Origin of the sequence: Leisingera sp. UBA4491 (assembly GCF_002388965.1) — a bacterium.
GTDB lineage: Bacteria > Pseudomonadota > Alphaproteobacteria > Rhodobacterales > Rhodobacteraceae > Leisingera > Leisingera aquaemixtae.
Genome location: NZ_DGNN01000025.1, coordinates 69947 through 94152, shown reverse-complemented (window position 1 = coordinate 94152; position 24206 = coordinate 69947). Strand labels below are relative to the sequence as shown.

The following is a 24206-nucleotide window of genomic DNA, read 5'->3' as shown; positions in this document are numbered from 1 at the left end:
CGCGCGAAACATTCGGACAGCAATGCTTACCTTTATTTCCGGCGCTCGCGGGTCCGTTTCAGCAGGCGGCCGATGGTGAAAGAGGTGCGCGGCGCGTAGACATAGCTGGTGCGCTCTTCCGGGGTCGCGCGGACTTTCATCCGGCTGAGGCCGAAGACGATCAGCAGCACGTGGCCGCCGGCAACATAGGCAAACAGCGCCGGCGGTCCGTAGGCATCAATCAGCGCCGAGGAAACATAGGGCGAGGCGATGGCGCCAAGCGCGTACCAGAACATCAGCGCCGCCGACAGCTCGACCCGTTCGGCGGTCGTGGCAAAGTCGTTGGCGTGGGCGGCCGAGACCGAGAAGATCGGGAAGGTTGTGAAGCCGAAGAACCCTGCTGTCACCATCACCCCCAGGGTGCCGGTGCCGCTGGCCGCCATGGTGATGCCGCAACTGAGAATGGCGGCGCCCGACAGCCAGATCAGCACCCAGCGGCGGTCGTATTTGTCGGCCAGCCAGCCCATCGGGTACTGCGCCAGCGCCCCGCCCAGAACAAAAGACGCAAGGAAGAAGGCGATCTGGCCGATCTCCAGCCCGACCTCCTGGCCATAGATCGGCCCCACCATCCGGAACGAGGCGGAGCTGAGCGCGGCCACGATCACCCCCGCCACGGCCAGCGGCGAGCAGCGCCAGGCCAGTTTGGGGCGCAGGCGCGGCGCGTCGGGGATTTCCGGCTGGCTGGCCCGGGTCAGGGTCAGCGGCAGCAGCGCCGCGCAGCACAGCAGCGCCAGCAGGTTGTACGAGATATAGGCTGCGGGCGGCAGCACCGCGATGATCAGCTGCGCCGCCAGCGAGGCGCTGAGGTCGGCCAGCCGGTACGTGCCCATGGCGCGGCCGCGGGTTTCGTTGGTGACCTTGGCGTTGAGCCAGGCCTCGATCACCGTGTAGCAGCCTGCCACGCACAGGCCGGAGGCCATCCGCATCGCCGCCCAGGCATAGGGGTTTTCGGTCAGCGTGTGGCCCAGCAGCCCCATGGCGCCAAGCGCGGTGCACACGGCAAAAGCGCGGGAATGGCCGACATTGCCCATCAGCCGCGGCGCCCACCAGCAGCCGATGAAGAAGCCGAGGAAATGGCCGGAGCCGAGAAGGCCGATCTGCTCCGTGGTGAAGTTGAGCGTCAGCCCTGAAATGGCATCGAGCGGGCCGACGCCTCCGGTCGACAGCTGCAGCAGGATGACGGACAGAAACAGGGCGGCAAAGGAGATGATCAGGCGCATAACGGTGCGACCATGACAGGCTGAGACGGCATTGCCAGCCGGTTTCCGCCAAACCCGTGTCGTATTTCTGCGCGGCGGTGCTTTTCGGCACGCCGCTGGCGGGGTCAGCCCGCTTGCCGGATGCGGGCCCGGATCGCCAGGCTCACCCGGTCGGCGACCAGGCCCGCATAGCCGGTGGCGCCGAAGGCGGCGCGGCTGAGCACGCCTGTAAGATGCACGTCCAGTTGCCGCAGGTCGTCCGGCGCGCTGCCGGGGCGGCGGTAGAGCGCGGCCTGCAGGGTGACCGGCCGGGTGGTGCCGCGCAGGGTGAGATCGCCGGTGATCTGCGCGCCGCCGGACAGCCGCCCGTCAGGCCCGAGGCGGACCCGGGTGGAGCGGAAGCGGATGTCCGGATGCCGGGCGGCGTCCAGAATGCCCGGGCTTTTCAGCGCTTCGGTGGCAAAGATCAGCCCGGTCCGGGCGCGCCGCGCGTCGAGGGTGATATCGGCCTCGCTCCGGGCCAGGTTCTGCGGGTCGATGCGGATGCGGGCCGCGCGCACCGGAAGCCGGCCCTGCTGCGGCTGGCCGTTGAGCAGGAAGGTAAAGCGGACGTCGGTGGCGCTGGGCACCAGGCGGTACGGCAGCGGCGCCGCCATCAGCGCCTGCGGCGCCAGCAGCACGGCGCTGAGGCCTGCCAGCAGGCGGCGGCGCTGTATCCGGGCAGGCGGTGTCCGGGCTGTTTGCATGGGGTTTTCCAATCCGTTTTGCGGGCTGCCGTCCGAGCTTATCGCGGTTTCCCGGCGGGGCGGCTCACTTTCCCGCGTGCGGCGCCGGGGGGCTTGCGCAATCCCACGAAGCACCGGCAGGCCTGCGGCGGCGCGGCGGGCTCCCGCCAGGCGCCGGCTTTTTGCCAAAAGCCATCGCCTGTTGGGCCCGGCACCGGGCAAAGCCCGGTGCCGGGCCCAAAGCCGCTAAGGCGGCGCTGGCGCAGCCAGGGCCTCCTGCGGGTGCGGGAGGGCTCCGGATCGGCCTTGGGGCATGGCCCCGGATCGGCCTTGGGGCATGGCCCCGGATTGGCCTTGGGGCAGGCCTTGGGCGGTCCCGGCAGGCTCCGTGCCTGCCGGGACCGCTTGGGGTGCCGGAACAGCCTGCAGCGGGCTGCCTGCGGCAGCCTGGAGGATCTGCCAGCTGCGGGGCGGCAGGGTGCGGGCGCGCAGGCGCTGCAAGCTCCAGCAGCTTTGCGGGGCGGTGCCCTCCCCGCCGGCCGCCAGGCCGCACGCGGGCAGGTCATGGCGCAAGCGGTTGCGGGCCGCGCGGTTATGGGCAGGGGCAAGATGCCAGCGGCTTTCGATGCCCTGGGCGCCGCCCTGACCGGGGGTCAGCAGCAGGCCCAGCGGCGCCGGGCCGAAACACCCGCCGGCCTCCGCCGCCAGGTGCAGCCGCCGCACCGGGGTCATGGCGGGCGGTTCGGGCAGCTCTGCCACCACCAGCGCCGCTGCGCCGCTGCGCAGGGCTTCCTCCATGGCCCAGAGCTGGTCCTCTGTCCGGGCGGCCTGCACGAACAGGAAGCGGGCGGGGCTGGCACAGGCGGCCAGCCCCTCCGGGTTCAGCGGGCGGCCGCCCCGCGGCGGCAACAGCCACAGGACCGGCGCGGGGGCCGTTTCCGGTGCGGTTTGCCAGGTGCTGTTCCGGGCTGCTTGCTGGGCGGCGGCGGCGAGCCAGAGCGCAAACCGGTGGCGGGCGGGGCCGCAGGCCTCATGCGTGCGGCCGTGCTCCAGGGCAATCCCTTCCGTCAGGGGCAGCGCCGGGCGGGGGCTGTGGCGGCGGCGGTTGAGCAGGTGAGTCGGCATGGAGTGACTATAGAGTGTTCGCTATTTGTTCTCAATTATAACCGTGGGCGCAGGGGGAACTGCCGCAACGTGGTGCTCCCGCCCGGACCAGCGCCTCCGCGGGAGGCGCAGTTCCGGTTGGGCCGGGCGCCGCGCGTTGCGCGACGCGGCGGCGCGTGCGGCAGGCCGGCCCGGACGCTGTCAGGCCGGGGCGAGCGCGTCTTCGAGCGCCTGGAAAAAACCCGCTCGGGCATGGGTCTCGATCCAGGGCTTGTGGCCGCAGCGCCGCAGCAGGCGGAAGCGGAGACCCGGCAGCGCCTTTCGCAGCGGCTGTCGGACGCCGGCGGCCGGGTGCGGATCCTGATCGCCGTGAAGGGCAATCACCGGGCAGCGGATCCTGGCCGCCTCCCGCAGCAGCTCGCCGGAGCGGCGCAGCTCTGCAGCCTCGGCCCAGACGCTTTGGAAAATCCCGCGGTCAAAGGAGATCTGCGGAGGCGGAAGATCCGGCAGCGGCGCACAGGCCTCTGCCTGGTCCAGCAGCTGCACCGCGCGGGCCAGGCCTGCCGGCGTCTGCATGCCGCTGCCGCCAAGCAGCGCAGTCAGCTCCTGCCGTTCCGCAGGCCGCAGGCGGGCCTGCCGGACGGCGTCAATCTGTGCCGCAAACCGGGCCTCGAAGGGCGGGCAGCCTGCCAGTACCAGTTTGGCGGCCAGATGCGGATGCCGGGCTGCCAGCAGGCAGGCCAGCCAGGCGCCCCAGGACAAGCCGATCAGAACCGCAGGGGCGGCGCAGGCCGTCTCCAGCTGGTGCCGCAGCTCGGAGATCTGTCCCTCCACGGAAGTCTCGGACTGCCAGGGCTCCAGCACACCAAAACCGCGGGCGGCCAGTTCCTGCGCCACCGGGGCCGCCTCGCCGGCAGCACCCGGGCCGCCGTGCAGTACTGCGGCGATGAACGGCTGGGCGCCGTGCCGCCGTATGAACGGGGCCGCTGGCGGCATCCTGCGCGGCTCAGCCCTCGCGCGGGACGACCGGGCCGCCCTGTTTGGCCCATTCGGTGAAGCCGCCCTCAAGATGCACCACGGGGTTCAGGCCCATCTCCATCGCCGCTTTGGCACTCAGCGCCGAGCGCCAGGCGCTGGCGCAGTAGAACACATAGGTCTTGTCCTGGTTGAACACCGGTTTGTGATAGGGGCTGTCCGGGGCGATCCAGAATTCCAGCATCCCGCGCGGGCAGGAAAACGCGCCTGGGATCATGCCGGTGCGCTGCAGCTCGCGGATGTCGCGCAGGTCGACGAAGACGCAGTTCTCGTCCAGAACCTTCTGCTTGGCCTCTTCGACGGGCATGGTGCCGACCAGGCTGTTTGCCTCGGCCAGCAGCGCCTTGACGCCCTTGGTGATGGTTTGCGGCATGGGACCTCCTTTGCTCGGCTTGCGCGCAGGCTGGCCGCTTTGCCGCGCCGGTGCAAGCGGCTTGCACTTCCCGGGCGGGGCCTTAGGGTCGCAGGCACATCCGGAACTGGGGAGCGCGCGATATGAAAATGAACCCGTTGGGCCGTACCGGCATCGAGGTCTCTGAACTGTGCCTGGGCACGATGACTTTTGGCACCCAGACGCCGGAGGCGGAGGCCCATGCGCAGATCGCCATGGCGCTGGCGGCAGGCGTGAACTTTGTTGACACGGCGGAGATGTATCCGGTGAACCCGGTCAGCGCCGAGACCATCGGCAACAGCGAGCGCATTATCGGCAGCTGGAACGCAAAGACGGGGCGGCGCGGGGATTATATCCTGGCAACCAAGCATTCGGGCGAGGGGATGAAACATGCGCGGGACGGGGCGCCGATCTCGTCGAAGACCATCGCGGCCGCCGTGGAAGGCTCGCTGAAGCGGCTGCAGACGGATTACATTGACCTCTACCAGTTCCATTGGCCGAACCGGGGCAGCTACATGTTCCGGCAGAACTGGACCTATGACCCCTCCAGCCAGAACCGGGAGGAGGTGCTGGCCAATATGGAGGACTGCTTGGAGGCGCTGCAGCGAGAGGTGGAGCGCGGCACCATCCGCGCCTTTGGCCTGTCGAACGAAAGCGCCTGGGGCACCGCCCAGTGGCTGCGCATCGCCGGGGAACGCGGCTGGCCGCGGGTGGCGACGATCCAGAACGAATATTCGCTGCTGTGCCGGATGTATGACACCGACCTGGCGGAGCTGAGCGTCAATGAGGACGTCGGCCTGATGGCGTTTTCGCCGCTGGGCACCGGGCTGCTGACCGGCAAGTATCAGGACGGGGCGGTGCCGGAGGGTTCGCGCAAATCCATCAACCCGGAGCTGGGCGGGCGCCACTCGCCGCGGGTCTATGAGGCGGTGGCGGCCTATCTGGAGATTGCCAGGCGGCACGGGCTGGACCCGGTGCATATGGCGCTGGCCTGGTGCCGGACCCGGCCATTCATGGCGTCAGCGATCTTTGGCGCGACGCATCTGCCGCAGCTGGAGCATCTGCTGCAATCGGTGGAAGTGGAGCTGAGCCAGGAGGTTCTGGACGAAATCAACGCGGCGCACCGGGCGCATCCGATGCCGTATTGAGGCAGGTTGAAGCGGGCGGAGGAGGGGGCGCTGCCCCCTCTTGCGCTTGCGGCGCAATTCACCCCCGGGATATTTCCGGCCAGAAGAAAGGGATCCTGCCGGGCTCAATGCGCTGTCGGGCGGGCCTGTTCCTGGCGCAGGTCGCGGGCCGAGGTGCCGTGCGCAGTGCGGAAGGCGCGGGCGAAGCTTGACTGCGAGGTGAAGCCGGTCGCCATCGCCACCTCCATCAGCGGCATGTTGGTATCGGTGACCAGGCGGCGGGCTTCGGCCAGGCGCAGCTGCAGGTAGTGATCCTGCGGGGTGGTATTGAGGCGCAGGCGGAACTGCTGCTGCAGGCTGCGCGGGCTTGTGCCGAGCGTCTCGGCGATGGCGCTGAGCGGCAGCGGCTCGTCCAGCGCCGACTCCATCAGCGCGTTGGCCTTGGCAGTCAGCGCATTGTGCTTGCGGCCGCCCAGCCGGCTTTGCGGGCGGGGGGCGGCGGCGGGGCCATCGTAGAGAAACAGCCCGGCCACCCGGGCAGCAAAGCCGGCCCCGTGGCGGGCGCCGATGACATGCAGCATCATCTCGATCGCGGGCGTGGCGCCGCCGGAGGTCAGGCGGCCCTCAGAGACGGTGAAGCGGTCGTTGCGGGCGTCAACCTCCGGGAAGCGGGCGGCGAAGTTTTCCAGGTCTTCCCAGTGGGTGGTGGCCGGGTGGCCGTCCAGCAGGCCGGCTTCGGCGAGCAGCCACGGGCCGCCGTCGATGCCTGCGATGGTGGCGCCGGTGGCGGCGATGCGGCGCAGGCCGGCCAGCAGGCTGGGGGTGGCGTGGCGGGCCAGCTGAAAGCCGGCCACGACAATCAGCAGCTCGCAGCCTTCAAGCCGGGCCAGGGGAATGCTGGGCACGGTGAGGCCGCTGGTCAGCGTCGGCGGCTCTGCCGTGGCGCTGACGTAATCCCAGTCGAAGGCCGCGCGGCCCGCCAGCCGGTTTGCGGCGCGCATCGGGTCCACCGCCGCCGCGAAGGACAGCGTGTTGCATTCGTCCAGCACCAGCAGCGCGGTTTTCAGCGGCCGGTTTTCGGGCTGCAGGATGTTTTTTGCGGATTTCATCAACTTCGATTCGCCTGGTGTAAACTGTGCCGTAAAAGGCTGCGGCAGAGTCGGTGCCAGCGCAAATCAGAATCTGGGGAGGAGCCTGGGGATAACCCGAGGCAAAACCCTGTACATCGACGGGAGAAGAAAAATGCCGCTGGAAATGAACCGCGAGGTCTTTATCACCTGCGCCGTGACCGGCTCGGGCAGCACCCAGGACCGCAGTCCGCATGTGCCCCGTTCGCCCAAGGAAATCGCTGAGTCGGCCATTGCGGCGGCCAAGGCCGGGGCGGCCATCGTCCACTGCCACGTGCGCGATCCGGAAACTGGCGCGCCGTCCCGGCGCCTGGATCTCTACCGCGAGGTGACCGAGCGGATCCGCGATGCGGAGGTGGATGTGGTGCTGAACCTGACCGCCGGCATGGGCGGCGACATGGTGTTCGGCGACACCGAAAGCCCGCTGCCGCTGAAAGAGGCGGGCACTGATATGGTGGGCGCCACCGAGCGGATGGCGCATGTGGCGGAATGCCTGCCGGAGATCTGCACCCTGGACTGCGGCACCATGAACTTTGCCGAGGCCGATTATGTCATGACCAACACGCCGGGCATGTTGCGGGCGATGGGCCAGATGATGACCGACTTGGGTGTGAAGCCTGAGATCGAAGCGTTCGACACCGGCCATCTGTGGTTCGCCAAGGAGCTGGTGAAGGAAGGCGTGCTGGAGCCGAAGGCGCTGGTGCAGCTGTGCATGGGGGTGCCGTGGGGCGCGCCGGATGATCTGAACACCTTCATGGCGATGGTCAACAATGTGCCGGACGACTGGACCTTCTCGGCCTTCGCGCTGGGCCGCAACCAGATGGCCTATGCGGCGCAGTCGGTGCTGGCGGGCGGCAACGTGCGGGTCGGGCTGGAGGACAATCTGTGGCTTGGCAAGGGCGTGCTGGCGGAAAACTGGCAGCTGGTGGAGCGCGCGAACACCATCGTGTCGAACATGGGCGCGCGGGTGATCGGGCCGCAGGAGGTGCGCGAGAAGCTGGGTCTGACAAAACGCGCGCCGGCGGGCGGCTGAGGGAACCGCTCAGGACACGGGACGTTGGGGTGTGATGAAAACCAACGTTCCGATTCAGGAGATTCCGTCCATGACCTTCCGCAAATTCATCCCGGCAGTTGCTGCCTCAGCCCTCGTCATCGCCGCCGCGGCGGCCTCTGTCCGGGCCGAGGGCTACCGCGACACGAACGTGCCGATGACAGTGCAGGAAGATCTGGATCTCACCCGCTATTTGGGGATCTGGTACGAGATCGCCCGTTTTCCCAACAGCTTTGAAGAGGGCTGTGAAGGGGTGACGGCAACCTACAGCGCGCGGGAGGATGGGCGGATCAGTGTCGTCAACCGCTGCCGCCGCGAGGGGCTGGATGGCCCGGTCGAGGCGGCGGAGGGGGTGGCCCGCGTCCGGGCGCCGGGCAAGCTGGAGGTGAACTTCGTCTCCTGGCTGAGCTGGCTGCCCCTGACCTGGGGCGACTACTGGGTGCTGGATGTGACTGAGGATTACTCGGTTGCGGTGGTCGGCACCCCGGGCGGCGAACAGGGCTGGATTCTGGCGCGCAGCCCGGAACTTGGCGCGGAAGAACTGGACGCGGCCAAATCCGTGCTGCGCAGCAATGGCTATGATCCTGAGGCATTGGAGATGGTGCCTCAGACCAAGGAATAACACACGGGCCCGGCGGCCGGGTCCCTCGGAGGATGGACGACAATGGTGGAGCAATCTGCGGCAATTATCGGCGGCGGGGTTATTGGCGGCGGCTGGGCCGCGCGGTTCCTGCTCAATGGCTGGAACGTGCGGGTGTTCGACCCGGACCCGGAAGCGGAGCGCAAGATCAGCGAAGTGCTGGCCAACGCCCGCCGCTCGCTGCCCGGCCTTGGCAATGTGGCGCTGCCTGCGGAGGGCAGCCTGACCTTCCATGACACCATTGCGGAGGCCGTGGACGGCGCGGCATGGATCCAGGAGAGCGTGCCGGAGCGGCTGGACCTGAAGCAGAAGGTCTATGCCGAACTGCAAGCCCATTGCGCGCCGGATGCGGTGATCGGCTCTTCCACCTCGGGCTTCAAGCCGTCGCAATTGCAGGACGGGCGGGAGAACCCCGGCCAGATCGTGGTCGCGCATCCCTTCAACCCGGTCTACCTGCTGCCGCTGGTGGAGCTGGTCACGACAGCGGCCAATCCGGCGGGCGTCATCGACCGGGCCAAGGAGATCATTACGGCAATCGGCATGTATCCCCTGCACCTGAAGAAGGAAATCGACGCCCATGTGGCGGACCGTTTCCTGGAGGCGGTCTGGCGCGAGGCGCTGTGGCTGGTCAAGGACGGCATCGCCACCACCGAGGAGATCGACAACGCGATCCGCTATGGCTTTGGTATCCGCTGGGCGCAGATGGGCCTCTTTGAGACCTACCGGGTTGCGGGCGGCGAGGCGGGCATGAAGCATTTCATGGCGCAGTTCGGCCCGTGCCTCAGCTGGCCGTGGACCAAGCTGATGGATGTGCCGGAGTTCACCGATGAGCTGGTCGATCTGATCGCGGGCCAGTCGGATGAACAATCCGGCCAGTATTCGATCCGAGAGCTGGAGCGGCACCGGGACGACAACCTGGTCGGCATGATGCGGGCGCTGGGCGCTAATGACTGGGGTGCGGGCGCACTGCAGAATACCCATGACCGGGGCCGCGAGAGCGAGGCCGGTCTGGTGCGCGCGATTGATGACATTGAGGACCTGAGCCAGCCGGTGCTGACCCAGAGCCGCGTGGTGCCGCTGGATTGGACCGATTACAACGGCCACATGACAGAGAGCCGGTACCTGGATGCCTTCGCGCAGTCCACCGACCGGCTGATGATGATCATCGGCTGCGATGCGGAGTATATCGCCAACGGCGGCAGCTACTTCACCGCCGAGACCCATATCCGCCACATCGACGAGGTCCATGCGGGCGACCCGATCCAGGTGCGGACCCGGGTGATCATGGGGGCGGGCAAGAAGATGCACCTGTGGCACGAGATGTATTCGGGCGAGCGTCTGCTGGCGACCGGCGAGCATATGCTGCTGCACGTGGACCTTGCGACCCGCCGCTCTGCTCCGCCTGCGCCGCATATCGAGGCCAATCTGGTGAAGCTGGCCAAGGCCCACGCCGCGCTGCCCGCGCCGGAGGGCCTGGGCCGCGCCATCGGCGCTCCGCGGTGAGGTCTGGGGCATGAACCGGGTTCTGATCACCGCCGGCGGCTCCGGCATCGGCCGGGCCATGGCCGAGGGCTTTGCCGCCGCCGGCCATCAGGTCTGGGTTACGGATGTGAGTGCCGTGGCCCTGGCGGATGTGCCGGAGGGCTGGCGGGTAACGGCGGTGGATGCCACCGACGAGGCGGGTGTGAAGGCGCTGTTTGCCGACATCGCTGAAGTCTGGGGCGGGCTGGATGTGCTCTGCGCCAATGCGGGCATCGCCGGGCCGACCGCATTGATCGAAGACATTGCGCTGGAAGACTGGCGCAAATGCGTGAGCGTCAATCTGGAGGGCTGCTTTCTGGCCGCCAAATACGCCGCACCTTTGATGAAGGCGGCCAGGGCCGGGTCGATCATCGTGACATCCTCAACTGCCGGGCAGTACGGCTACCCGAACCGGGCGCCTTATTGTTCCGCCAAATGGGCGGTCATCGGGCTGATGAAGACGCTGGCGATGGAGCTTGGCCCCTTTAATATCCGCGCCAATGTGATCTGCCCCGGGGCGGTGGAAGGCCCGCGGATGGAGGGCGTGCTGGAGCGCGAGGCGGCGGCCAAGGGCATGACCCGGGATCAGGTTTATGCGGGCTATGCCGCGGGCACATCGATGGGGCGGTTTGTGGAGGCGCGCGACATTGCCAATATGGCGGTGTTTCTGGGGTCAGACGCGGCGCGGCTGGTGTCGGGGCAGGTGATTGCCGTGGACGGCCATACGGAGAACCCTGACCCGAAGGTTTGAGGAAGGGGCGGCGGGCGGAACCGCCCGCCCAACGGCAAAGTGTTCCGCCCGGCCGCAAGGCCGGGCTGCGCCTGCCTGCCCCTCGGCAGGCGCAGCTCTCAGTGTTCGGTGGATCCGCTGCTGATCGCCGCCCTGAGCGCCCGGAGCCGTCCCGGCAGCTGCCGGGCGGTGATATCGGCTTCGCGCACCAGATTGTCGAAATGGCTGGTGAAGGTGGCGATCCGCTCCTTGTCGCGGAAGGCGAGGTAATGGGTGCCGGCGTAAAACACGCACAAAAGCGGGCCGAAGATGGTGATCGGCGAGGAGTAAAGCCGCTTGGCATCGAACAGGTAAATGCGCAGGCGCGGGTAGAGCTGCTCGCAGAGCCGTTCGAACTGGGCGAGCTGTTCCAGACGCACCTCCAGCGGCAGCCCTTCATAATAGCCCACGCCATGCGCGAAGCTGTCTAACTCGTAGAGCGGTAGCGCGATTTCATAGTCAGACGGCGACTGGCGCATCCATGTCAGCCGGTCCTCTGACGCGCCGATGGCCTGATCCGCCGTGCGGCCCAGGTGCGGCGAATACTCCCATTCCAGCAAGGCGCGTGTTTTCAGCATGTCGGGCAGCGCAGCCGGCACGTGGCGGATCTTGTAGCCCTCAGCCTCCTGATGCCAGTCAAAGATCCGCTCATCCACCAGAGCGCGGGGAGCTTCGGTGAGGGAGAGGCTGGAGGCCAGCAGCTCCGCCGCGCTTTCGGGCCGGTCGGAGAGGCTGAGGAGCCAGTCGGCAGAGACCCCCAGCGCACCGGCACAGGCCCCGACCACATGCGCGTTGGGGAGCCGCGCGCCCTCATCCGTCAGCAGCTGCGAAATGGTGGAGCGGTCGACGCCGACCGCACGGGCCAGGGCGCTTTGGCTGAGGCCGCTGTCGCTCAGCGCCCGGTTCAGCCTTTGCCGGAACTGTTCCGCGCGCACCCGTTTGTCGATATTTTCTATCATGCGTTTATAATTATCACATTCGTTGGATTTTGTTAACTCTATTCGGAATTCTGCACACCCTCCTGCGGCGGTACCTTGGAAACAAGCACTTACCCAAGAATAACAGGAGGCAACATGGAAACGCGCAAGCGCTCCATAGTGAAGGCGGTGATTTGGAACGGTCTCGGGCTGGTCTCGATGACGCTGGTGGGGCTGGCGGCCACCGGCTCTGTCAAGGCGGGCGGGGCGATGGCGCTGATCAATACCGGCATCGGGTTCACCGTCTACCTGGCGTATGAACGCGTCTGGGCGCAGGTCCAATGGGGGCGGCGCCATGTCTGAGCGCCGCACCGGATATCTGCCGCAGGGGGCGGAGTGGGGCACCCTGGCGCTGATCCTGGCGTGCTACGGCGGCTGGCTGGCGGCGCTGTGGCTGCTGCCCGGCGTCAGCCTTGCGCTGACCGTTCTGACGCTGGGCGTGATGGCGGCGCTGCATTCCTCGCTGACCCATGAGGCGCTGCACGGGCATCCGTTCCGCCGCCGCTGGCTGAACGAAGCGCTGATGGTCTTCCCCCTCAGCATGGCAATCCCCTATGGCCGGTTCCGCGACACCCATCTGGCGCATCACGAGGATGAGGCGCTGACCGACCCCTATGACGACCCGGAGAGCAATTTTCAGGATCCGGGCGTCTGGGCGCGTCTGCCTGCGTGGCGCAAGACCCTTTTGCGGATCAACAACACGCTGCTGGGGCGGATGGTGCTGGGGCCGCTGCTGGGGCAGATCTGCTTTATGGCGGCTGACTGGCGGCTGGCACGCAAGGGGGCGCCCGGCGTCCTGCGGGACTGGCTGCTGCACGCGGCCGGCCTGATCCCGGTGATCTGGGTGGTGCTGCAATCGCCGGCGCCGCTGTGGGCGGCGGTGCTGGGGGCCTACATGGGGCTGGGGATTTTGAAGATCCGCACCTTCCTGGAGCACCGGGCGCATGAAACCGCCCAGGGCCGCACCGTGGTGATCGAGGACACCGGGCCGCTGGCCCTTTTGTTCCTGAACAACAACCTGCATATCGTGCACCACATGCATCCGGGCGTGCCCTGGTATGCGCTGCCGCAGCTGTACCGCACCCGCCGGGAGGCGTTTCTGCAGGCCAATGGCGGCTACTTCTACCGCAATTACCTGCAGATTTTCCGCAACTATCTGCTTCGCGCCAAGGACCCGGTGCCGCATCCGCTCTGGCAGCAGGGGGAATAAGCGCGCATAAGCACAGGCATGTTTGCCTGGATCCCCGTTTCCATTGCCGCTGCTTCATTTCAGACCGTGCGGTTCATGCTGCAGAAGGTCCTGAGCAGCGTGACGCTGTCGCCGGGCGGAGCCACCTTCGCCCGGTTTTTGTATTCCGCGCCCTTCATCCTGGCAGGTCTGGCGCTGTATCTGGCAATCTCTGGCCAGGCGCTGCCGCCGCTGCCGCTTGCGTTCTGGATCTATGCGGCGATTGGCGGCACGGCGCAGATCCTGGCCACCGTCTGTGTGGTGGCGCTGTTCAAGCAGCGTAATTTTGCGGTGGGGATCACTTTCAAGAAGACCGAGGTGATCCAGACAGCCATCGTCGGGCTGGCGGTGCTGGGCGATCCCGTCAGCTTTGGCGGCTGGGTGGCGATCCTGATCGGGCTGGCGGCGGTGCTGGTGCTGTCGCGGGCACCGGATGCGGCGGGCGCGTGGTGGCGGCACCTGACCAACCGCGCGGCGCAGCTGGGGCTGGGATCCGGCGTGCTGTTTGCCTTTTCCGCGGTCAGCTACCGCGGCGCCTCCTTGCAGCTGGGCGATCTGGAGCCTGCGTTCCGCGCGGCGGTGACGCTGGCCGCGGTGGTGTCCTTGCAAACGCTGTTCATGGGCGCGTGGCTGGGCCTGCGCGACAGGGGCGAGATCGCCCGGGTCTGGGCGGCGCGCAAGGTGGCGGTCTGGGTGGGGCTGACCAGCATGGGCGGCTCGTTCTGCTGGTTCTGGGCCTTCACGCTGCAAAACGCCGCCTATGTGAAGGCGGTGGGGCAGGTGGAGCTGCTGTTGTCGCTGCTGGCCTCGGTGCTGTTCTTCAAGGAGAAGGTCACGGGCCGCGAGCTGGCGGGCATGGGGCTGCTGATCGTGTCGATCCTGGTACTGGTTCTGGCAATCTGACCAGCGCCGCCTGCGGCAGGGCAGCCGGGATTATGGGGTAATCCCGGCTCGGAAAACGTTACCCGTCCGCGGGCATCGGATAGCCCTTGAGGCGCAGGAACAGGCTGGCCTCGTCGTTGTTGTGGAAATAGGGCACGCTTTGCGGCGGCTCGGCATCGCGGACGCGGGCGGTGACCTCGGCCAGCACCACCTCGGTGATGAAGGGCAGATCGAAACTGCGCACCTGGCTCAGCGGGATCCACTGCAGATGCGACAGCTCATCCGCGGCGCGGGAGAAATCGTCCAGATCGCCGGTGATCTGATCGGCATCCACCAGGAAGAAGCGCGCATCGAAGCGGCGCGGGCGGCCCGGCGGGGTCAGGGCGCGGAACACGAATTGCATCGCCTTGGCCGAAGGAACATGGCCGGTGGCGGCAAAGCTCCGCCAGTCTTCGGGGATGTCCCCGGTCCAGCTGCCGGGCTCGCCCAGGATCAGGCCGGTTTCCTCCCACAGCTCCCGCACCGCGGCGACGCTGAGGGCATGATGTGCGCCGTCCGGCGCCTTGTCGGCCAGGCGTTCCTGGCAGACGGGGGAGATTGGCGAGGCCAGGGGGACCTGCGCATCTTCCACATCAACCGCGCCGCCCGGGAAAACGAATTTGTTCGGCATGAAGGCGGCTTGGGCGCCGCGCTGGCCCATCAGCACCTGCGGGTCGCTGGTCATCCGGCCGCGCATGGCGATGACCGTGGCCGCGTTGCGGATCGCGGTCTTGTCGGTGGTGGTTTCGCCGGAAAGAAATGTGTCGCTCATGCTGTTACTGCCCTGTTACCGCCGGGGAGTCCTTGCCAAACCCGTGCATCCGCCGCGCCCATTGGTAGGCGATGACGATCCCCTTCATCCGCGGCAGAAGATAAAGCGAAGAGGCCAGACAGCCAATCGTGAACACGGTGAACATCACCAAGGGTTCTGGCCGCCAGGAGAAATAAACCACATGCATCAAGGGCGCCATGACGTGGCCAACGATCAGGATCGTGAGATACGCGGGACCGTCATCGGCGCGCGCGTGGGTCAGGTCCAGGCCGCAGTGGCTGCAGCTGCTGTTCACCTTCAGATAGGAGTGCAGGAGCTTGCCCTGCCCGCAGTTGGGGCATTTGCAGCGCCAGCCCTTGGCCAGGGCGGGCATGGTGGGGCGGTCGTGCTCTGCGTCATGGGCCGTAACGGCGGGGGACTCGGTCATGAAAATATCCTGTGTGCTGCCCGCATCTTTGCGCGCTTCAGAAGGGGGCGAAAGGGGAAAGCCCGAATTCTGCGCCGGTTTGCCGCAACGTGCCGGGTGCAAAAAAATCCTCGCCGCTGCGACGGATCTGCGCGGCTGGCGCGTTTCTCTTGTGCATCAGGCAGCAAGAGGCTGCCGCAGGACAAAGGAAAGACGATATGAAACACGTCAAGTTCATTACCGCGATCGTTGCCGCCGCTGCCGTGACTGCTGGCGGCGCTGCCCTGGCGCAGGGATTTGGGCACCACGGGCCGCGGATGTCCTTTGAGGAGATCGACGCGGACGGCAATGGCGAGGTGACCAAGGCCGAGATTGAGGCGATGAAGGACGCGCATTTTGCCAAGGCTGACGCCGATGGCGACGGCAAGCTGACGCTGGAGGAGATGCAGGCGCGGGCACGGGAGCATGCCAATGAGCGGGCCGCACAGATGCTGGAACGCTTTGACACCGACAAGGATGGCGCGTTGACTATGGACGAGCTGCCGCAGCCGCGCCGGGCGGGCAAGATGTTTGACCGCATGGATGCCGACGGCAGCGGCGGGATCTCCAAGGCGGAATTCGAGAATGCCCGGATGCATCGCGGCGGTATGCACGGCCATGGGGCCGGGCAAGGGAATGCTACGGAGCAGAACTGATCGCTGACGCGTGCTGCATAAGACGGAAATATCGCGGCGCCGGGCCCCTGACGGGGGTCCGGATGCCATGAGCGCAGCGGCGGGGGAGGCCTCTGATGATGCGCTCATGGTGCTCTATGCCAATGGCGACGGGCGGGCGGCGGCAGAGCTGACCGCGCGGCTGGGGCCGCGGGTCTTCGGCGTGGCGATGCGGGTGATGGGCAACCGCACGGACGCCGAGGATGTGACCCAGGAGGCGATGCTGCGCTTATGGAAGATGGCGCCGCAGTGGCGGCCGGGGGAGGCGCAGGTGTCGACCTGGCTCTACCGGGTGGCGATGAACCTGTGCATCGACCGCAAGCGGCGCGCCCGCGGCGGCCATGCGGATCTGGATGCGGTGCCCGAGCCGCCGGATCCGGGCCGCTCGGCGGCGGAGCAGATGCAGGACGGGGCGCGGCAGGATGCGTTGCAGGCCGCCCTGATGCAATTGCCGGAGCGGCAGCGCCAGGCGGTGGTGCTGCGGCACCTGGAAGAGCTTTCGAACCCGGAAATCGCCGGGATCATGGACATCAGCGTCGAGGCGGTCGAGAGCCTGACCGCCCGGGGCAAACGGGCGCTGGCCGCGGCTTTGGCCGGGCGGCGCGAAGAGTTGGGGTATAGCGATGGCTGACACGGATAAAGCACTGGAGGAGCTGGAGGATCTGTTTGCCGCGGCACGCAGCGCGCGGCCCGGAATGCCGGCGCATCTGAACACTGCCATTCTGGCCGATGCGGCACGCGCGCAAGCGGGCTTCAGCGCCGCGCGGCCTGCGCGGGCGGTGCGGCAGCCGAAGTGGCGGCAACTGGTCGAGGCGATTGGCGGCTGGCCTGCGATGGGCGGGCTGGCGGCGGCCTGCGCGGCGGGCCTGTGGATCGGGATGGCGCCGCCTTCCTTTGTGCCGGACCCGGTGGTTCTGGCGGGCTATGAGGACAGTAGCACAGCGGTGCCCTATGATAGCTATGACTTGGCGCTGATGCTGAGCGAGGACTTGCAATGAGTGCGGAGGGCAAGCCTGGAATGAAGCTTTGGCTTAAACTGCTGCTGGCGGGATCGCTGGCATTGAACCTGGCGGTAATCGGTATTGCCGTTGGAGCGGCCTGGCGGTTTTCGGGCACAGACAGGCATTGGCACAGGCCGCAGGCAATAGAGCCTTTGATTTTCCGCGGCCTTGAACCTGAGACCCGCAAATCGCTGCGCTTGGAAGCTGGAGGCGAACACGGAAGTTATCATAAGAGGCGCAGGGCAGAGAGTGCCGCAGTGATAGAAGCGCTGCGCAGCGGCAGTTTCGACGCCGCAGCGCTGCGGGATATGCTGCGCAGCCAGGCGGACGCGCGCCACGCCTTCCACACCAAGGTGCAGGACGCCTGGGTGAGCAAGATGGAAGCGATGACGCCGGAAGAGCGTGCTGCCTTTGCTGACCGGATGGAAGAGCGGATGCAGCAGCGCGGCAAGCGCTGGCACGGGGCTGGCCACGGCCGGGACTGACCCGCGTGCAGCAGGCATTGGAGATCGCTGGTCATCAGAAAGGCAGCCGGTCGCAGCTGCCTTTTTTTTGTGAGTGCCGGAATTCGCAAAAGGCGCGGGCCTCAGGCGGCCACGGTGCATTCCCTGGGCAGCGTCACCTGGTTGCGGCCGGCATTTTTGGCGTTGTAGAGCGCCTGATCCGCCTTATCGACCAGCGCGGCGGTGCTGTCTTCGTTGCCGCCGCCGCCCATGACGGCGCCGATGCTGATGGTGACCTTGACCGGCTCGGTGGCGCCGGGGACCTGGAACGGGGTTTCGTTGATCGCGTTGCACAGGGCGACGGCGGCGATGCCGGCCTCCGCCTCGCTGGCGCCGGGCAGAACGGCCATGAACTCCTCGCCGCCGACGCGGGCCAGCAGGTCGGCCGGGCCCAGCACCTGCTGCATGCGGCGGGCGGCTTCGATCAGCACCGCGTCGCCGGCCGGGTGGCCATAGACATCGTTAATCCGCTTGAAATGGTCGAGGTCGGCCAGCATGACGGCAAATTTCTCGCCATTGGCGGCGGCGGAATGCGCCACCCGGTCCAGGAAGGGCTTGGCATAGCGGCGGTTGTAAAGCCCGGTCATCGGGTCCAGCACCGCAGCGCGCAAGCCGTTGCGGACGCTGTCGCGCAGCCGGTCCTTGCGGGCCTTGTGCTGCAGCTGGGCGGTGAGGCGCAGCTTCAGTTCTTCGACATCGAAGCCGGTCTGCAGCACGTCATGGGCGCCGCGGTCCAGCGCTTCGGCGGCGATCTGCGGATCGGCTGGATTGGGCACCGCGATCACCACCGTCTGGCGGGTGGCGGCGCGGGCGCGCAGATCGGCCAGCAGCCGCAGGCCGGGGCCGGCCGAAGCCTCGTTCAGCTCGATGATGATGGCATCGGCGACCGGCGCCTGCATCAGCCCCTGGATGTCGCTGATCGCGTGGGTGCGCAGGGCGTAGGGCAAGCAGGCGGAGAGATGGTCCCGCCAGGCCATGGCAGTGCGCGGATCCTGCGCAACCAAAGCAACGGAGGCGCTGCGCAGATCCTCGGCGCAGCAGCGGTCGCTCAGCGGCAGAATGAACCCGTGCGAGGCATCGCGCTGCAGGTTCAGCTCCTCATCCGCGCTGCGGGCGCGCAGCAGGCTGCGGATGCGGGCCTGCAGGATCACGTCGTCCACCGGCTGCTGCAGCACATCGTCGATGCCTGCGGCCAGCGCCTGCAGCCGGGCCTTGTGGCCTTCCCAGTCGGAAACCGCGATCACCGGCAGGTCGGACAGCGCCTCATCCGCGGCCAGCTCGCGTTTCACATCGGCGGCGGTGCCGTCGGGCAGCGACATCGCGGTCAGCACCAGATCGGGGCGGTGCTGGCGGGCGGCCTGCAGCACCTCGGCCACGCCGCCGGCCTGGACCACATCGTAGTAGGCAGCCGCCAGCTGCACCTTCAGCATGATGCGGTTGGTGGAGACGCCGTCGATGACCAGGATAGTGCCTTGCACGCGGTATCCTTTCGCCCCTTGCAAATCCTATGACTGGAAGTTTTGCTGAGACTGGTTAAGAAACCCTTTCGGATTTTTACTAAATTGGCCGCAATGCGGCAGGAGTGTGGAGAACATGCGGATTTCCGCCGATGGCGCCGAGACCCTGGCGCTGAAAGCCCTGGCCTGGCTGGCCGGAAATGATGAGCTTTTGCCGGTGTTTCTGGGCGCAACAGGCGCCAGCGAGGCGGATCTGCGCGCGCGGGCGGCGGAGCCGGAGTTCCTTGGCTCGGTGCTCGATTTCTTAACGATGGACGACAATTGGGTGATGCAATTCTGCGATTCCCAGGGCCTGGCGTATGAGATGCCGCTGCAGGCGCGGATGTCGCTTCCGGGCGGGGCGCAGGTGAACTGGACTTGAGATCGGCAGGGGCTGTGCCTAGGGTTCCGCCAAGATCCCGCGGAGGAGAGGACCCGCCATGCCCGTTGATGCTTTTCTGTTCGACAAGGACGGAACCCTGTTCGACTTTGCCGCCACCTGGAACGGCTGGGCGGCGCAGGTGCTGGAGACGCTTGCCAAAGGGGACCGGGCGGTTCTGGAGGCGATGGCTGAGGTGATCAGCTATGATCTGGAACGGCGGGCGTTCAACCCCGACAGCCTGGTGATTGCCGGCTCCAACGACGAGGTGGCGGAGGTGCTGGCGCCGTTTGTGGCGGAGATGGAGATCGAGGAACTGGCGGTGTTCCTGGCCCGAAGCGCTGCGGAGGCGGAGCTGGCGCCGGCGGTGCCGCTGGCGGAGTTCCTCGACGGGCTGCTGGCGCGCGGCAAGGTGCTGGGGGTGATGACCAACGATGCCGAGATTTCCGCCAGGAGCCAGCTGGAGCGGGCCGGGGTGCTGGACCGCTTCGCCTTTGTCGCGGGCTGCGACAGCGGCCATGGCGCCAAGCCGGACCCGGACCCGCTGCTGGCGTTTTGCAGGGTGACTGGAGTACAGCCGGAGCGCACCGCCATGGTCGGCGACAGCCTGCACGATCTGGAGGCCGGCGCCGCAGCCGGGATGCGGCGGATCGGCGTTCTGACAGGCATGGCGCTGCGCGAGGAACTGGCGCCGCACGCGGATATCGTGCTGCCCGACATCGGCCACATTCCGGCCTGGATCGACGGCTGAGCCTTTGCTGATTCCCGTGCCCTGAGATGGTGAGGGGCAGCTTTACCGGCGCACGGTCCCAGTGCGCCGGTTTTTTTGCGGCAGACTGGGCATAAGTGTACAGAAATATCCCGCACCGCCGGATTCCAGTGAAAAAACGACAGCCGTGGTCGGGAACGGACAGGTTCGGGCAGCCGGGACTGGCACAGTGGATGGCTATCGGCACTTGCGAAACTCGGATTCAGGGGGGACCGGCATGGCAGAGACAGGCGCACGCAAGCGGCGGGGCGGGGGCAGGGCAGGCGCGGCGGCCCGGCGCGGCAGTGCGGCACTGGAGCAGATGCCCTGGCAGATCCCGGTCAACATCGACCGGCCGACGGAGCCTTTGACAGAGGAAGGCATCCAGGCGATCCACGAGGGGGCCATGCGCATCCTGGAAGAGATCGGCGTGGTGTTCCTGAACCCGGAAGCGCTGGGGATCTTCAAGCAGGCCGGCGTCAAGGTCGAGGGTGAGCTGGTCAAAATGGACCGCGATTTCGTGATGGAGATGGTGGGCAAGGCGCCCCGCGAATTCTCGATCACGCCGCGCAACCCGGACCGGACCATTCCGCTGGGCGGCAACCACATCCTGTTCGGCAATGTGTCCTCGCCGCCGAATTACTGGGACATGGAGCTGAACAAGAAGGTGGCGGGCAACCGCGAGCAATGCCGCAATCTGCTGAAGCTGACGCAGTATTTCAACTGCATCCACTTTGCCGGCGGCTACCCGGTGGAGCCGGTGGACATCCATGCCTCGATCCGGCATCTTGATGTGCTCTATGACAAGCTGACCCTGACCGACAAGGCGATGCACGCCTACAGCTTGGGCAAGGAGCGGGTCGAGGATGTGATGGAGATGGTGCGGATTGCTGGCGGGCTCAGCCATGAGGAGTTCGACGCCAAGCCCCATATGTACACCAACATCAACTCCACCTCGCCGCTGAAGCACGACTTCCCGATGATCGACGGCTGCCTGCGGCTGGCGCGGCGCGGCCAGGCCATCGTGGTGTCGCCCTTTACCCTGGCGGGCGCGATGGCGCCGGTGACCATGGCGGGCGCCGTGGCGCAGTCGATTGCCGAAAGCCTCTGTGCGATCGCTCTGTTTCAGTACGTGCGCCCCGGCACGCCCTGCGTGATCGGCACCTTCACCTCCAACGTCGACATGAAATCGGGGGCGCCCGCATTCGGCACGCCGGAATACATGCGTTCGACCCAGATGACCGGGCAGATGGCGCGGTTTTACGGGCTGCCGATGCGCTCATCGGGCGTTTGCGCCGCCAACGTGCCGGACGGGCAGGCGGTCTGGGAGACCTCGAATTCGCTGTGGGCGGCGGTGCAGTCGGGCACCAATATGGTCTACCACGCGGCCGGCTGGCTGGAAGGCGGGCTGATTGCCAGCCCGGAAAAGTTCATCATGGATTGCGAAATCCTGCAGCAGATCCAACGCTACATGCAGCCGCAGATCACCGCCACCGGTCCGGAGGAGATCGCGCTGGATGCGATCCGGGAGGTGGGCAACGACGGCCACTTCTTCGGCATCCAGCACACCCAGGACCGCTATGCGACCGCCTTTTATCAGCCATTCCTGAGCGACTGGCGCAACTATGAGGCCTGGGAGGCGGCAGGCGCCACCTGGACCGCGCAGCGCGCCCACAAGCTGTTCAAGGAAATCATTGCCGAGTTCGAAGAGCCGCCGATGGAGCCCGCGATCCGCGATGAACTGGCGGACTTTGTTGCCCGCCGCAAGTCCGAGGGCGGGGCGCCCACTGACTTCTGACGCCAGTATCTGTGCGGCGAAAGGCGGAGGGCATGCCCTACGCCGTTTCGTTCGGCAGGCTGGCGGCAGGACAGATCCCGCCGGTCTGGCGGGCTTGTCCGGCTGCGCTCTTGCCTCTGGGCGCCAGCCGGTTCAGTACAGACGCAACAGAGTCTGAGAGCAGGCTGACAGGGCGCTGTGCCGGATTTGATTGGCCAGAGGCCTGTGGCTGAATTGCGCTCGCAACACGCACAATGCCAGTGCCTGCTGCGCAGGAGGCAGGCTGGGTGCAGAAGTCATAAAAACCGGGGAAAATGCGCGCGATAGACCACCTAAATTTGCTTTGTTGGGCCTTTCTTAACCCGCAGGCGTCAAGACTGCGGCATAGGCAAAGAGGGGCCATTGCATGCACGGTCTGATCAACAGGGCGATTCAGGCTTTTGTGACCAGTACCTACGGGGCGGACCGCTGGGAAGAGGTTATGGAAGAGGCCGGACTCGGGTTTACCGAGTTCGAAGCGATGCTGTTTTACACGGATGAGCAATCGGGCCGGATGCTGGCGGCAATGGAAAAGGTCCTGGCACGCCCTCTGCCGGAAATGCTGGAGGACATGGGCACCTTCCTGGTGTCCAACCCGCAGGTGGAGGCGCTGAGACGGCTGCTGCGCTTTGGCGGTGTGAATTATGTGGAGTTCCTGCATTCTCTGGATGACCTGCCGGACCGGGCGCGGCTGGCGGTATCCGACCTGCATCTTCCGGCGCTGGAACTGGTGGAGCAGACGCCGCAGCAGTTCGAGCTGGTGTGCCAGCCGGGGCTGCCCGGCTATGCCTATGTTCTGATGGGCGTTCTGCGGGCGATGGCCGATGATTACGGCGACCTTGTGTTTCTGGATCACAGCGGCACCCAGGGCGGCGCCGAGGTGATTTCCATCACCGTGGTGGAAACCAAGTTCGCCGCCGGGCGCGAATTTGATTTGGGGGCGCACTCGTTATGATGACACTCCAGCAGCTGACGCAGATGGCAGGCGTGGTCTGCCCGATGTACGTCATTGCCGATCCCAAGGGGCGGATAGTCTCTGCCGGGCCGACCCTGAAAAAGCTGCGCCCGCAGCTCACCTGGGAGGGGCGCCGGTTTTTCCGGGTGTTTGATCTGTCTCGGCCGCGCTCGGTGCGCTCGGTGGAGGATCTGCTGCGCACCTCCGGCAGCAAGCTGCATTTGCAGTTCCGCGATGCGCCGCAGACCGGGCTGAAGGGGGTTTGCACGCCGCTGCCGGATGGGCAGGGCGCGTTCATCAACCTGTCCTTCGGAATCTCCGTTCTGGAAGCGGTGCGCGACTACGACCTGACCAGCGCCGATTTCTCGCCCACCGACCTGACCATCGAAATGCTCTATCTGGTGGAGGCGAAATCCGCCGCGATGGAGGCGTCGCGCCAGCTCAACCTGCGCCTGCAGGGGGCAAAGATTGCCGCCGAGGAACAGGCGTTTACCGATACGCTCACCGGGCTCAAGAACCGCCGGGCGATGGATCATGTACTGCGGCGGCTGATCGCCAGCGGCCGTGAATTTGCGCTGATGCATCTGGACCTGGATTTCTTCAAGCAGGTGAATGACACGCTGGGCCATGCCGCCGGCGATGCGGTGCTGCAGCAGGCGGCGCGGATCATGGTGGAATGCACCCGCCAGTCGGACACGGTGGTCCGGGTGGGCGGCGATGAGTTTGTGATGATCCTCGAAGGTGTGCTGGACACGGCGCGGCTGGCGGCCATTGCCAAGCGGCTGATTCAGCAGCTGGAGGAACCCATCCCCTTTGGCGCCCAGACCTGCAGGATTTCCGCCAGTGCGGGCACCACCCTGTCGACCTGGCAGAAGGTTCCGGACCCGCAGCAGCTGCTGAACCAGGCGGATCTGGCGCTTTATGCGGCCAAACGCGCCGGGCGTGCGCAGCATTGCTTCTACCGGGAGGGCATGGAGAAGGATGAGGCAGGCCCGTGCAGCAGCGGCGAGTCTGAGCCGCGGCAGGCGGCGGGCGGCCCTGCGTCCTGACCGGCTGGACTACGGCAAATCATACTGAACCGGGGCGGAGATAACGCCGCGGTTCAGCGTGTTATCCATACATCGTCCAATCAGCGCATCGCATGGAAATAGTGCAAACAGCGCCCAGTACGGACGCCGCTGAACGGATCAAGCCTGCGCAAGTGCGCTGCTTTTCTCATTTTCTTGGAATAAGTGGCAGCCCGTAGGGGAATCGAACCCCTCTTTCCAGGTTGAAAACCTGGCGTCCTAACCGATAGACGAACGGGCCACTCTGTCTGTGAGGCGCTGTTTACTGATTGCGCCGGCCGGGCGCAAGAGGATTTTTGCAGAAAGGCGAATTTTTTTACGCGCCGCTCGGCAGCGCTAATGCCTTGGAAACAAACGCAAATAATCGCGCTTTCAGCGCGTTTCAGCAGTCTGTTTCTGGCGGAGGAAGTGGCAGCCCGTAGGGGAATCGAACCCCTCTTTCCAGGTTGAAAACCTGGCGTCCTAACCGATAGACGAACGGGCCACTCAGTGCGTG

27 protein-coding genes and 2 tRNA genes are annotated in these 24206 nt (G+C 66.6%); 17 read left to right on the top strand and 12 right to left on the bottom strand.

The annotated features are described in order from the left end of the window. Positions 1-32: 32 nt before the first annotated feature. The 5 genes from B2P87_RS13575 to B2P87_RS13555 all read right to left on the bottom strand — a co-directional run bounded on the left by B2P87_RS13575 (position 33) and on the right by B2P87_RS13555 (position 4475). Entirely contained in the window at positions 33-1259 is a 1227-nt protein-coding gene (locus B2P87_RS13575) for an MFS transporter (RefSeq protein ID WP_058284294.1), read from the bottom strand. 104 nt (positions 1260-1363) lie between these two features. Next, positions 1364-1984 (bottom strand): YceI family protein, encoded by a 621-nt coding sequence (locus tag B2P87_RS13570; RefSeq protein WP_141889808.1) that lies wholly within the window; start codon positions 1982-1984, stop codon positions 1364-1366. A gap of 225 nt (positions 1985-2209) precedes the next feature. Next, positions 2210-3088 carry an ImuA family protein gene (locus B2P87_RS13565; RefSeq protein WP_208764524.1) on the bottom strand — a complete coding sequence of 293 codons (879 nt, stop codon included), beginning with the start codon at positions 3086-3088 and terminating at the stop codon, positions 2210-2212. A gap of 180 nt (positions 3089-3268) precedes the next feature. Continuing rightward, complete coding sequence (locus B2P87_RS13560) at positions 3269-4063, bottom strand: alpha/beta fold hydrolase (protein ID WP_141889809.1); 795 nt, start codon at positions 4061-4063, stop codon at positions 3269-3271. 10 nt (positions 4064-4073) lie between these two features. Beyond that, a complete protein-coding gene (locus tag B2P87_RS13555) occupies positions 4074-4475 on the bottom strand; it encodes a rhodanese-like domain-containing protein (RefSeq protein ID WP_141889810.1) in 402 nt (133 codons plus the stop codon). Between the two features lie 122 nt (positions 4476-4597). Between B2P87_RS13555 and B2P87_RS13550 the strand changes: the two genes are divergently transcribed. Next, positions 4598-5641, top strand: a complete 1044-nt coding sequence (locus B2P87_RS13550) for an aldo/keto reductase (protein WP_141889811.1) — start codon at positions 4598-4600, stop codon at positions 5639-5641. Between the two features lie 104 nt (positions 5642-5745). Here the strand turns inward: B2P87_RS13550 and B2P87_RS13545 are convergent, their stop codons facing one another. Continuing rightward, positions 5746-6729 (bottom strand): GlxA family transcriptional regulator, encoded by a 984-nt coding sequence (locus tag B2P87_RS13545; protein WP_141889812.1) that lies wholly within the window; start codon positions 6727-6729, stop codon positions 5746-5748. A 133-nt stretch (positions 6730-6862) separates the two neighbouring features. Between B2P87_RS13545 and B2P87_RS13540 the strand changes: the two genes are divergently transcribed. The 4 genes from B2P87_RS13540 to B2P87_RS13525 all read left to right on the top strand — a co-directional run bounded on the left by B2P87_RS13540 (position 6863) and on the right by B2P87_RS13525 (position 10710). Further along, positions 6863-7780, top strand: a complete 918-nt coding sequence (locus B2P87_RS13540; protein WP_141889813.1) for a 3-keto-5-aminohexanoate cleavage protein — start codon at positions 6863-6865, stop codon at positions 7778-7780. Between the two features lie 70 nt (positions 7781-7850). Beyond that, the gene (locus B2P87_RS13535) at positions 7851-8420 is read left to right on the top strand and encodes a lipocalin family protein (RefSeq protein WP_141889814.1); all 570 of its coding nucleotides are present in this window, start codon (positions 7851-7853) and stop codon (positions 8418-8420) included. A 45-nt stretch (positions 8421-8465) separates the two neighbouring features. Then, positions 8466-9941 carry a carnitine 3-dehydrogenase gene (locus tag B2P87_RS13530; protein ID WP_141892040.1) on the top strand — a complete coding sequence of 492 codons (1476 nt, stop codon included), beginning with the start codon at positions 8466-8468 and terminating at the stop codon, positions 9939-9941. Positions 9942-9951: 10 nt separating this feature from the next. Continuing rightward, the gene (locus B2P87_RS13525) at positions 9952-10710 is read left to right on the top strand and encodes an SDR family oxidoreductase (RefSeq protein WP_141889815.1); all 759 of its coding nucleotides are present in this window, start codon (positions 9952-9954) and stop codon (positions 10708-10710) included. Positions 10711-10808: 98 nt separating this feature from the next. Here the strand turns inward: B2P87_RS13525 and B2P87_RS13520 are convergent, their stop codons facing one another. Then, entirely contained in the window at positions 10809-11687 is an 879-nt protein-coding gene (locus B2P87_RS13520) for a helix-turn-helix domain-containing protein (RefSeq protein WP_141889816.1), read from the bottom strand. 114 nt (positions 11688-11801) lie between these two features. On the opposite strand from B2P87_RS13520, the gene B2P87_RS13515 reads away from it, so the two are divergent. Genes B2P87_RS13515 through B2P87_RS13505 form a run of 3 tightly spaced genes read left to right on the top strand, consistent with a single transcriptional unit; the run spans position 11802 to position 13836 of the window. Continuing rightward, on the top strand, positions 11802-12008 hold the full coding sequence (locus tag B2P87_RS13515; protein WP_141889817.1) for a DUF2061 domain-containing protein: 207 nt from the start codon (positions 11802-11804) through the stop codon (positions 12006-12008). Further along, on the top strand, positions 12001-12915 hold the full coding sequence (locus B2P87_RS13510; protein ID WP_141889818.1) for a fatty acid desaturase: 915 nt from the start codon (positions 12001-12003) through the stop codon (positions 12913-12915). Before B2P87_RS13515 ends, B2P87_RS13510 begins: the two co-directional genes overlap by 8 nt. An 18-nt stretch (positions 12916-12933) precedes the next feature. Further along, on the top strand, positions 12934-13836 hold the full coding sequence (locus tag B2P87_RS13505) for a DMT family transporter (RefSeq protein ID WP_141889819.1): 903 nt from the start codon (positions 12934-12936) through the stop codon (positions 13834-13836). Positions 13837-13894: 58 nt separating this feature from the next. On the opposite strand, the gene B2P87_RS13500 is transcribed toward B2P87_RS13505, so the two are convergent. Continuing rightward, a complete protein-coding gene (locus tag B2P87_RS13500) occupies positions 13895-14626 on the bottom strand; it encodes an NUDIX hydrolase (protein ID WP_141889820.1) in 732 nt (243 codons plus the stop codon). Positions 14627-14630: 4 nt separating this feature from the next. Next, on the bottom strand, positions 14631-15053 hold the full coding sequence (locus B2P87_RS13495) for a DUF983 domain-containing protein (protein ID WP_141889821.1): 423 nt from the start codon (positions 15051-15053) through the stop codon (positions 14631-14633). A 197-nt stretch (positions 15054-15250) separates the two neighbouring features. On the opposite strand from B2P87_RS13495, the gene B2P87_RS13490 reads away from it, so the two are divergent. From B2P87_RS13490 to B2P87_RS13475, 4 genes are all read left to right on the top strand, one after another. Further along, positions 15251-15727, top strand: coding sequence for an EF-hand domain-containing protein (locus B2P87_RS13490; RefSeq protein ID WP_058284306.1), 477 nt, complete (start codon positions 15251-15253; stop codon positions 15725-15727). Between the two features lie 67 nt (positions 15728-15794). Further along, entirely contained in the window at positions 15795-16376 is a 582-nt protein-coding gene (locus B2P87_RS13485) for an RNA polymerase sigma factor (RefSeq protein ID WP_141889822.1), read from the top strand. Further along, positions 16369-16743, top strand: a complete 375-nt coding sequence (locus B2P87_RS13480; protein ID WP_141889823.1) for a hypothetical protein — start codon at positions 16369-16371, stop codon at positions 16741-16743. The genes B2P87_RS13485 and B2P87_RS13480 overlap by 8 nt, the downstream gene beginning before the upstream one ends. Beyond that, entirely contained in the window at positions 16740-17231 is a 492-nt protein-coding gene (locus B2P87_RS13475; RefSeq protein WP_141889824.1) for a periplasmic heavy metal sensor, read from the top strand. Before B2P87_RS13480 ends, B2P87_RS13475 begins: the two co-directional genes overlap by 4 nt. A gap of 101 nt (positions 17232-17332) precedes the next feature. Here B2P87_RS13475 and B2P87_RS13470 read toward each other — a convergent pair whose 3' ends face one another. Further along, a complete protein-coding gene (locus B2P87_RS13470; protein ID WP_141889825.1) occupies positions 17333-18727 on the bottom strand; it encodes a diguanylate cyclase domain-containing protein in 1395 nt (464 codons plus the stop codon). Positions 18728-18842: 115 nt separating this feature from the next. Between B2P87_RS13470 and B2P87_RS13465 the strand changes: the two genes are divergently transcribed. From B2P87_RS13465 to B2P87_RS13445, 5 genes are all read left to right on the top strand, one after another. Beyond that, positions 18843-19127, top strand: a complete 285-nt coding sequence (locus tag B2P87_RS13465; RefSeq protein WP_058284311.1) for a DUF3572 domain-containing protein — start codon at positions 18843-18845, stop codon at positions 19125-19127. A 58-nt stretch (positions 19128-19185) separates the two neighbouring features. Further along, positions 19186-19875: an HAD family hydrolase gene (locus B2P87_RS13460; RefSeq protein WP_141889826.1), complete on the top strand. Its 690-nt coding sequence runs from the start codon at positions 19186-19188 to the stop codon at positions 19873-19875. Positions 19876-20110: 235 nt separating this feature from the next. Continuing rightward, positions 20111-21670, top strand: coding sequence for a trimethylamine methyltransferase family protein (locus B2P87_RS13455; protein ID WP_141889827.1), 1560 nt, complete (start codon positions 20111-20113; stop codon positions 21668-21670). Positions 21671-22055: 385 nt separating this feature from the next. After that, the gene (locus B2P87_RS13450; protein ID WP_141889828.1) at positions 22056-22643 is read left to right on the top strand and encodes a heme NO-binding domain-containing protein; all 588 of its coding nucleotides are present in this window, start codon (positions 22056-22058) and stop codon (positions 22641-22643) included. Then, on the top strand, positions 22640-23692 hold the full coding sequence (locus B2P87_RS13445; RefSeq protein ID WP_058284315.1) for a GGDEF domain-containing protein: 1053 nt from the start codon (positions 22640-22642) through the stop codon (positions 23690-23692). Before B2P87_RS13450 ends, B2P87_RS13445 begins: the two co-directional genes overlap by 4 nt. 184 nt (positions 23693-23876) lie before the next feature. Here B2P87_RS13445 and B2P87_RS13440 read toward each other — a convergent pair. Next, positions 23877-23951 (bottom strand) — tRNA-Glu (locus tag B2P87_RS13440). Between the two features lie 168 nt (positions 23952-24119). Then, a tRNA-Glu gene (locus B2P87_RS13435) sits at positions 24120-24194 on the bottom strand. Positions 24195-24206: the final 12 nt, after the last annotated feature.

What these genes read in the sequence shown, in the direction of transcription:
- B2P87_RS13575 (WP_058284294.1), bottom strand. Translation starts at nt 1,259, where the DNA reads ATGCGCCTGATCATCTCCTTTGCCGCCCTGTTTCTGTCCGTCATCCTG.
- B2P87_RS13570 (WP_141889808.1), bottom strand. Translation starts at nt 1,984, where the DNA reads ATGCAAACAGCCCGGACACCGCCTGCCCGGATACAGCGCCGCCGCCTG.
- B2P87_RS13565 (WP_208764524.1), bottom strand. Translation starts at nt 3,088, where the DNA reads ATGCCGACTCACCTGCTCAACCGCCGCCGCCACAGCCCCCGCCCGGCG.
- B2P87_RS13560 (WP_141889809.1), bottom strand. Translation starts at nt 4,063, where the DNA reads ATGCCGCCAGCGGCCCCGTTCATACGGCGGCACGGCGCCCAGCCGTTC.
- B2P87_RS13555 (WP_141889810.1), bottom strand. Translation starts at nt 4,475, where the DNA reads ATGCCGCAAACCATCACCAAGGGCGTCAAGGCGCTGCTGGCCGAGGCA.
- B2P87_RS13550 (WP_141889811.1), top strand. Translation starts at nt 4,598, where the DNA reads ATGAAAATGAACCCGTTGGGCCGTACCGGCATCGAGGTCTCTGAACTG.
- B2P87_RS13545 (WP_141889812.1), bottom strand. Translation starts at nt 6,729, where the DNA reads ATGAAATCCGCAAAAAACATCCTGCAGCCCGAAAACCGGCCGCTGAAA.
- B2P87_RS13540 (WP_141889813.1), top strand. Translation starts at nt 6,863, where the DNA reads ATGCCGCTGGAAATGAACCGCGAGGTCTTTATCACCTGCGCCGTGACC.
- B2P87_RS13535 (WP_141889814.1), top strand. Translation starts at nt 7,851, where the DNA reads ATGACCTTCCGCAAATTCATCCCGGCAGTTGCTGCCTCAGCCCTCGTC.
- B2P87_RS13525 (WP_141889815.1), top strand. Translation starts at nt 9,952, where the DNA reads ATGAACCGGGTTCTGATCACCGCCGGCGGCTCCGGCATCGGCCGGGCC.
- B2P87_RS13520 (WP_141889816.1), bottom strand. Translation starts at nt 11,687, where the DNA reads ATGATAGAAAATATCGACAAACGGGTGCGCGCGGAACAGTTCCGGCAA.
- B2P87_RS13515 (WP_141889817.1), top strand. Translation starts at nt 11,802, where the DNA reads ATGGAAACGCGCAAGCGCTCCATAGTGAAGGCGGTGATTTGGAACGGT.
- B2P87_RS13510 (WP_141889818.1), top strand. Translation starts at nt 12,001, where the DNA reads ATGTCTGAGCGCCGCACCGGATATCTGCCGCAGGGGGCGGAGTGGGGC.
- B2P87_RS13505 (WP_141889819.1), top strand. Translation starts at nt 12,934, where the DNA reads ATGTTTGCCTGGATCCCCGTTTCCATTGCCGCTGCTTCATTTCAGACC.
- B2P87_RS13500 (WP_141889820.1), bottom strand. Translation starts at nt 14,626, where the DNA reads ATGAGCGACACATTTCTTTCCGGCGAAACCACCACCGACAAGACCGCG.
- B2P87_RS13495 (WP_141889821.1), bottom strand. Translation starts at nt 15,053, where the DNA reads ATGACCGAGTCCCCCGCCGTTACGGCCCATGACGCAGAGCACGACCGC.
- B2P87_RS13490 (WP_058284306.1), top strand. Translation starts at nt 15,251, where the DNA reads ATGAAACACGTCAAGTTCATTACCGCGATCGTTGCCGCCGCTGCCGTG.
- B2P87_RS13485 (WP_141889822.1), top strand. Translation starts at nt 15,795, where the DNA reads ATGAGCGCAGCGGCGGGGGAGGCCTCTGATGATGCGCTCATGGTGCTC.
- B2P87_RS13480 (WP_141889823.1), top strand. Translation starts at nt 16,369, where the DNA reads ATGGCTGACACGGATAAAGCACTGGAGGAGCTGGAGGATCTGTTTGCC.
- B2P87_RS13475 (WP_141889824.1), top strand. Translation starts at nt 16,740, where the DNA reads ATGAGTGCGGAGGGCAAGCCTGGAATGAAGCTTTGGCTTAAACTGCTG.
- B2P87_RS13465 (WP_058284311.1), top strand. Translation starts at nt 18,843, where the DNA reads ATGCGGATTTCCGCCGATGGCGCCGAGACCCTGGCGCTGAAAGCCCTG.
- B2P87_RS13460 (WP_141889826.1), top strand. Translation starts at nt 19,186, where the DNA reads ATGCCCGTTGATGCTTTTCTGTTCGACAAGGACGGAACCCTGTTCGAC.
- B2P87_RS13455 (WP_141889827.1), top strand. Translation starts at nt 20,111, where the DNA reads ATGGCAGAGACAGGCGCACGCAAGCGGCGGGGCGGGGGCAGGGCAGGC.
- B2P87_RS13450 (WP_141889828.1), top strand. Translation starts at nt 22,056, where the DNA reads ATGCACGGTCTGATCAACAGGGCGATTCAGGCTTTTGTGACCAGTACC.
- B2P87_RS13445 (WP_058284315.1), top strand. Translation starts at nt 22,640, where the DNA reads ATGATGACACTCCAGCAGCTGACGCAGATGGCAGGCGTGGTCTGCCCG.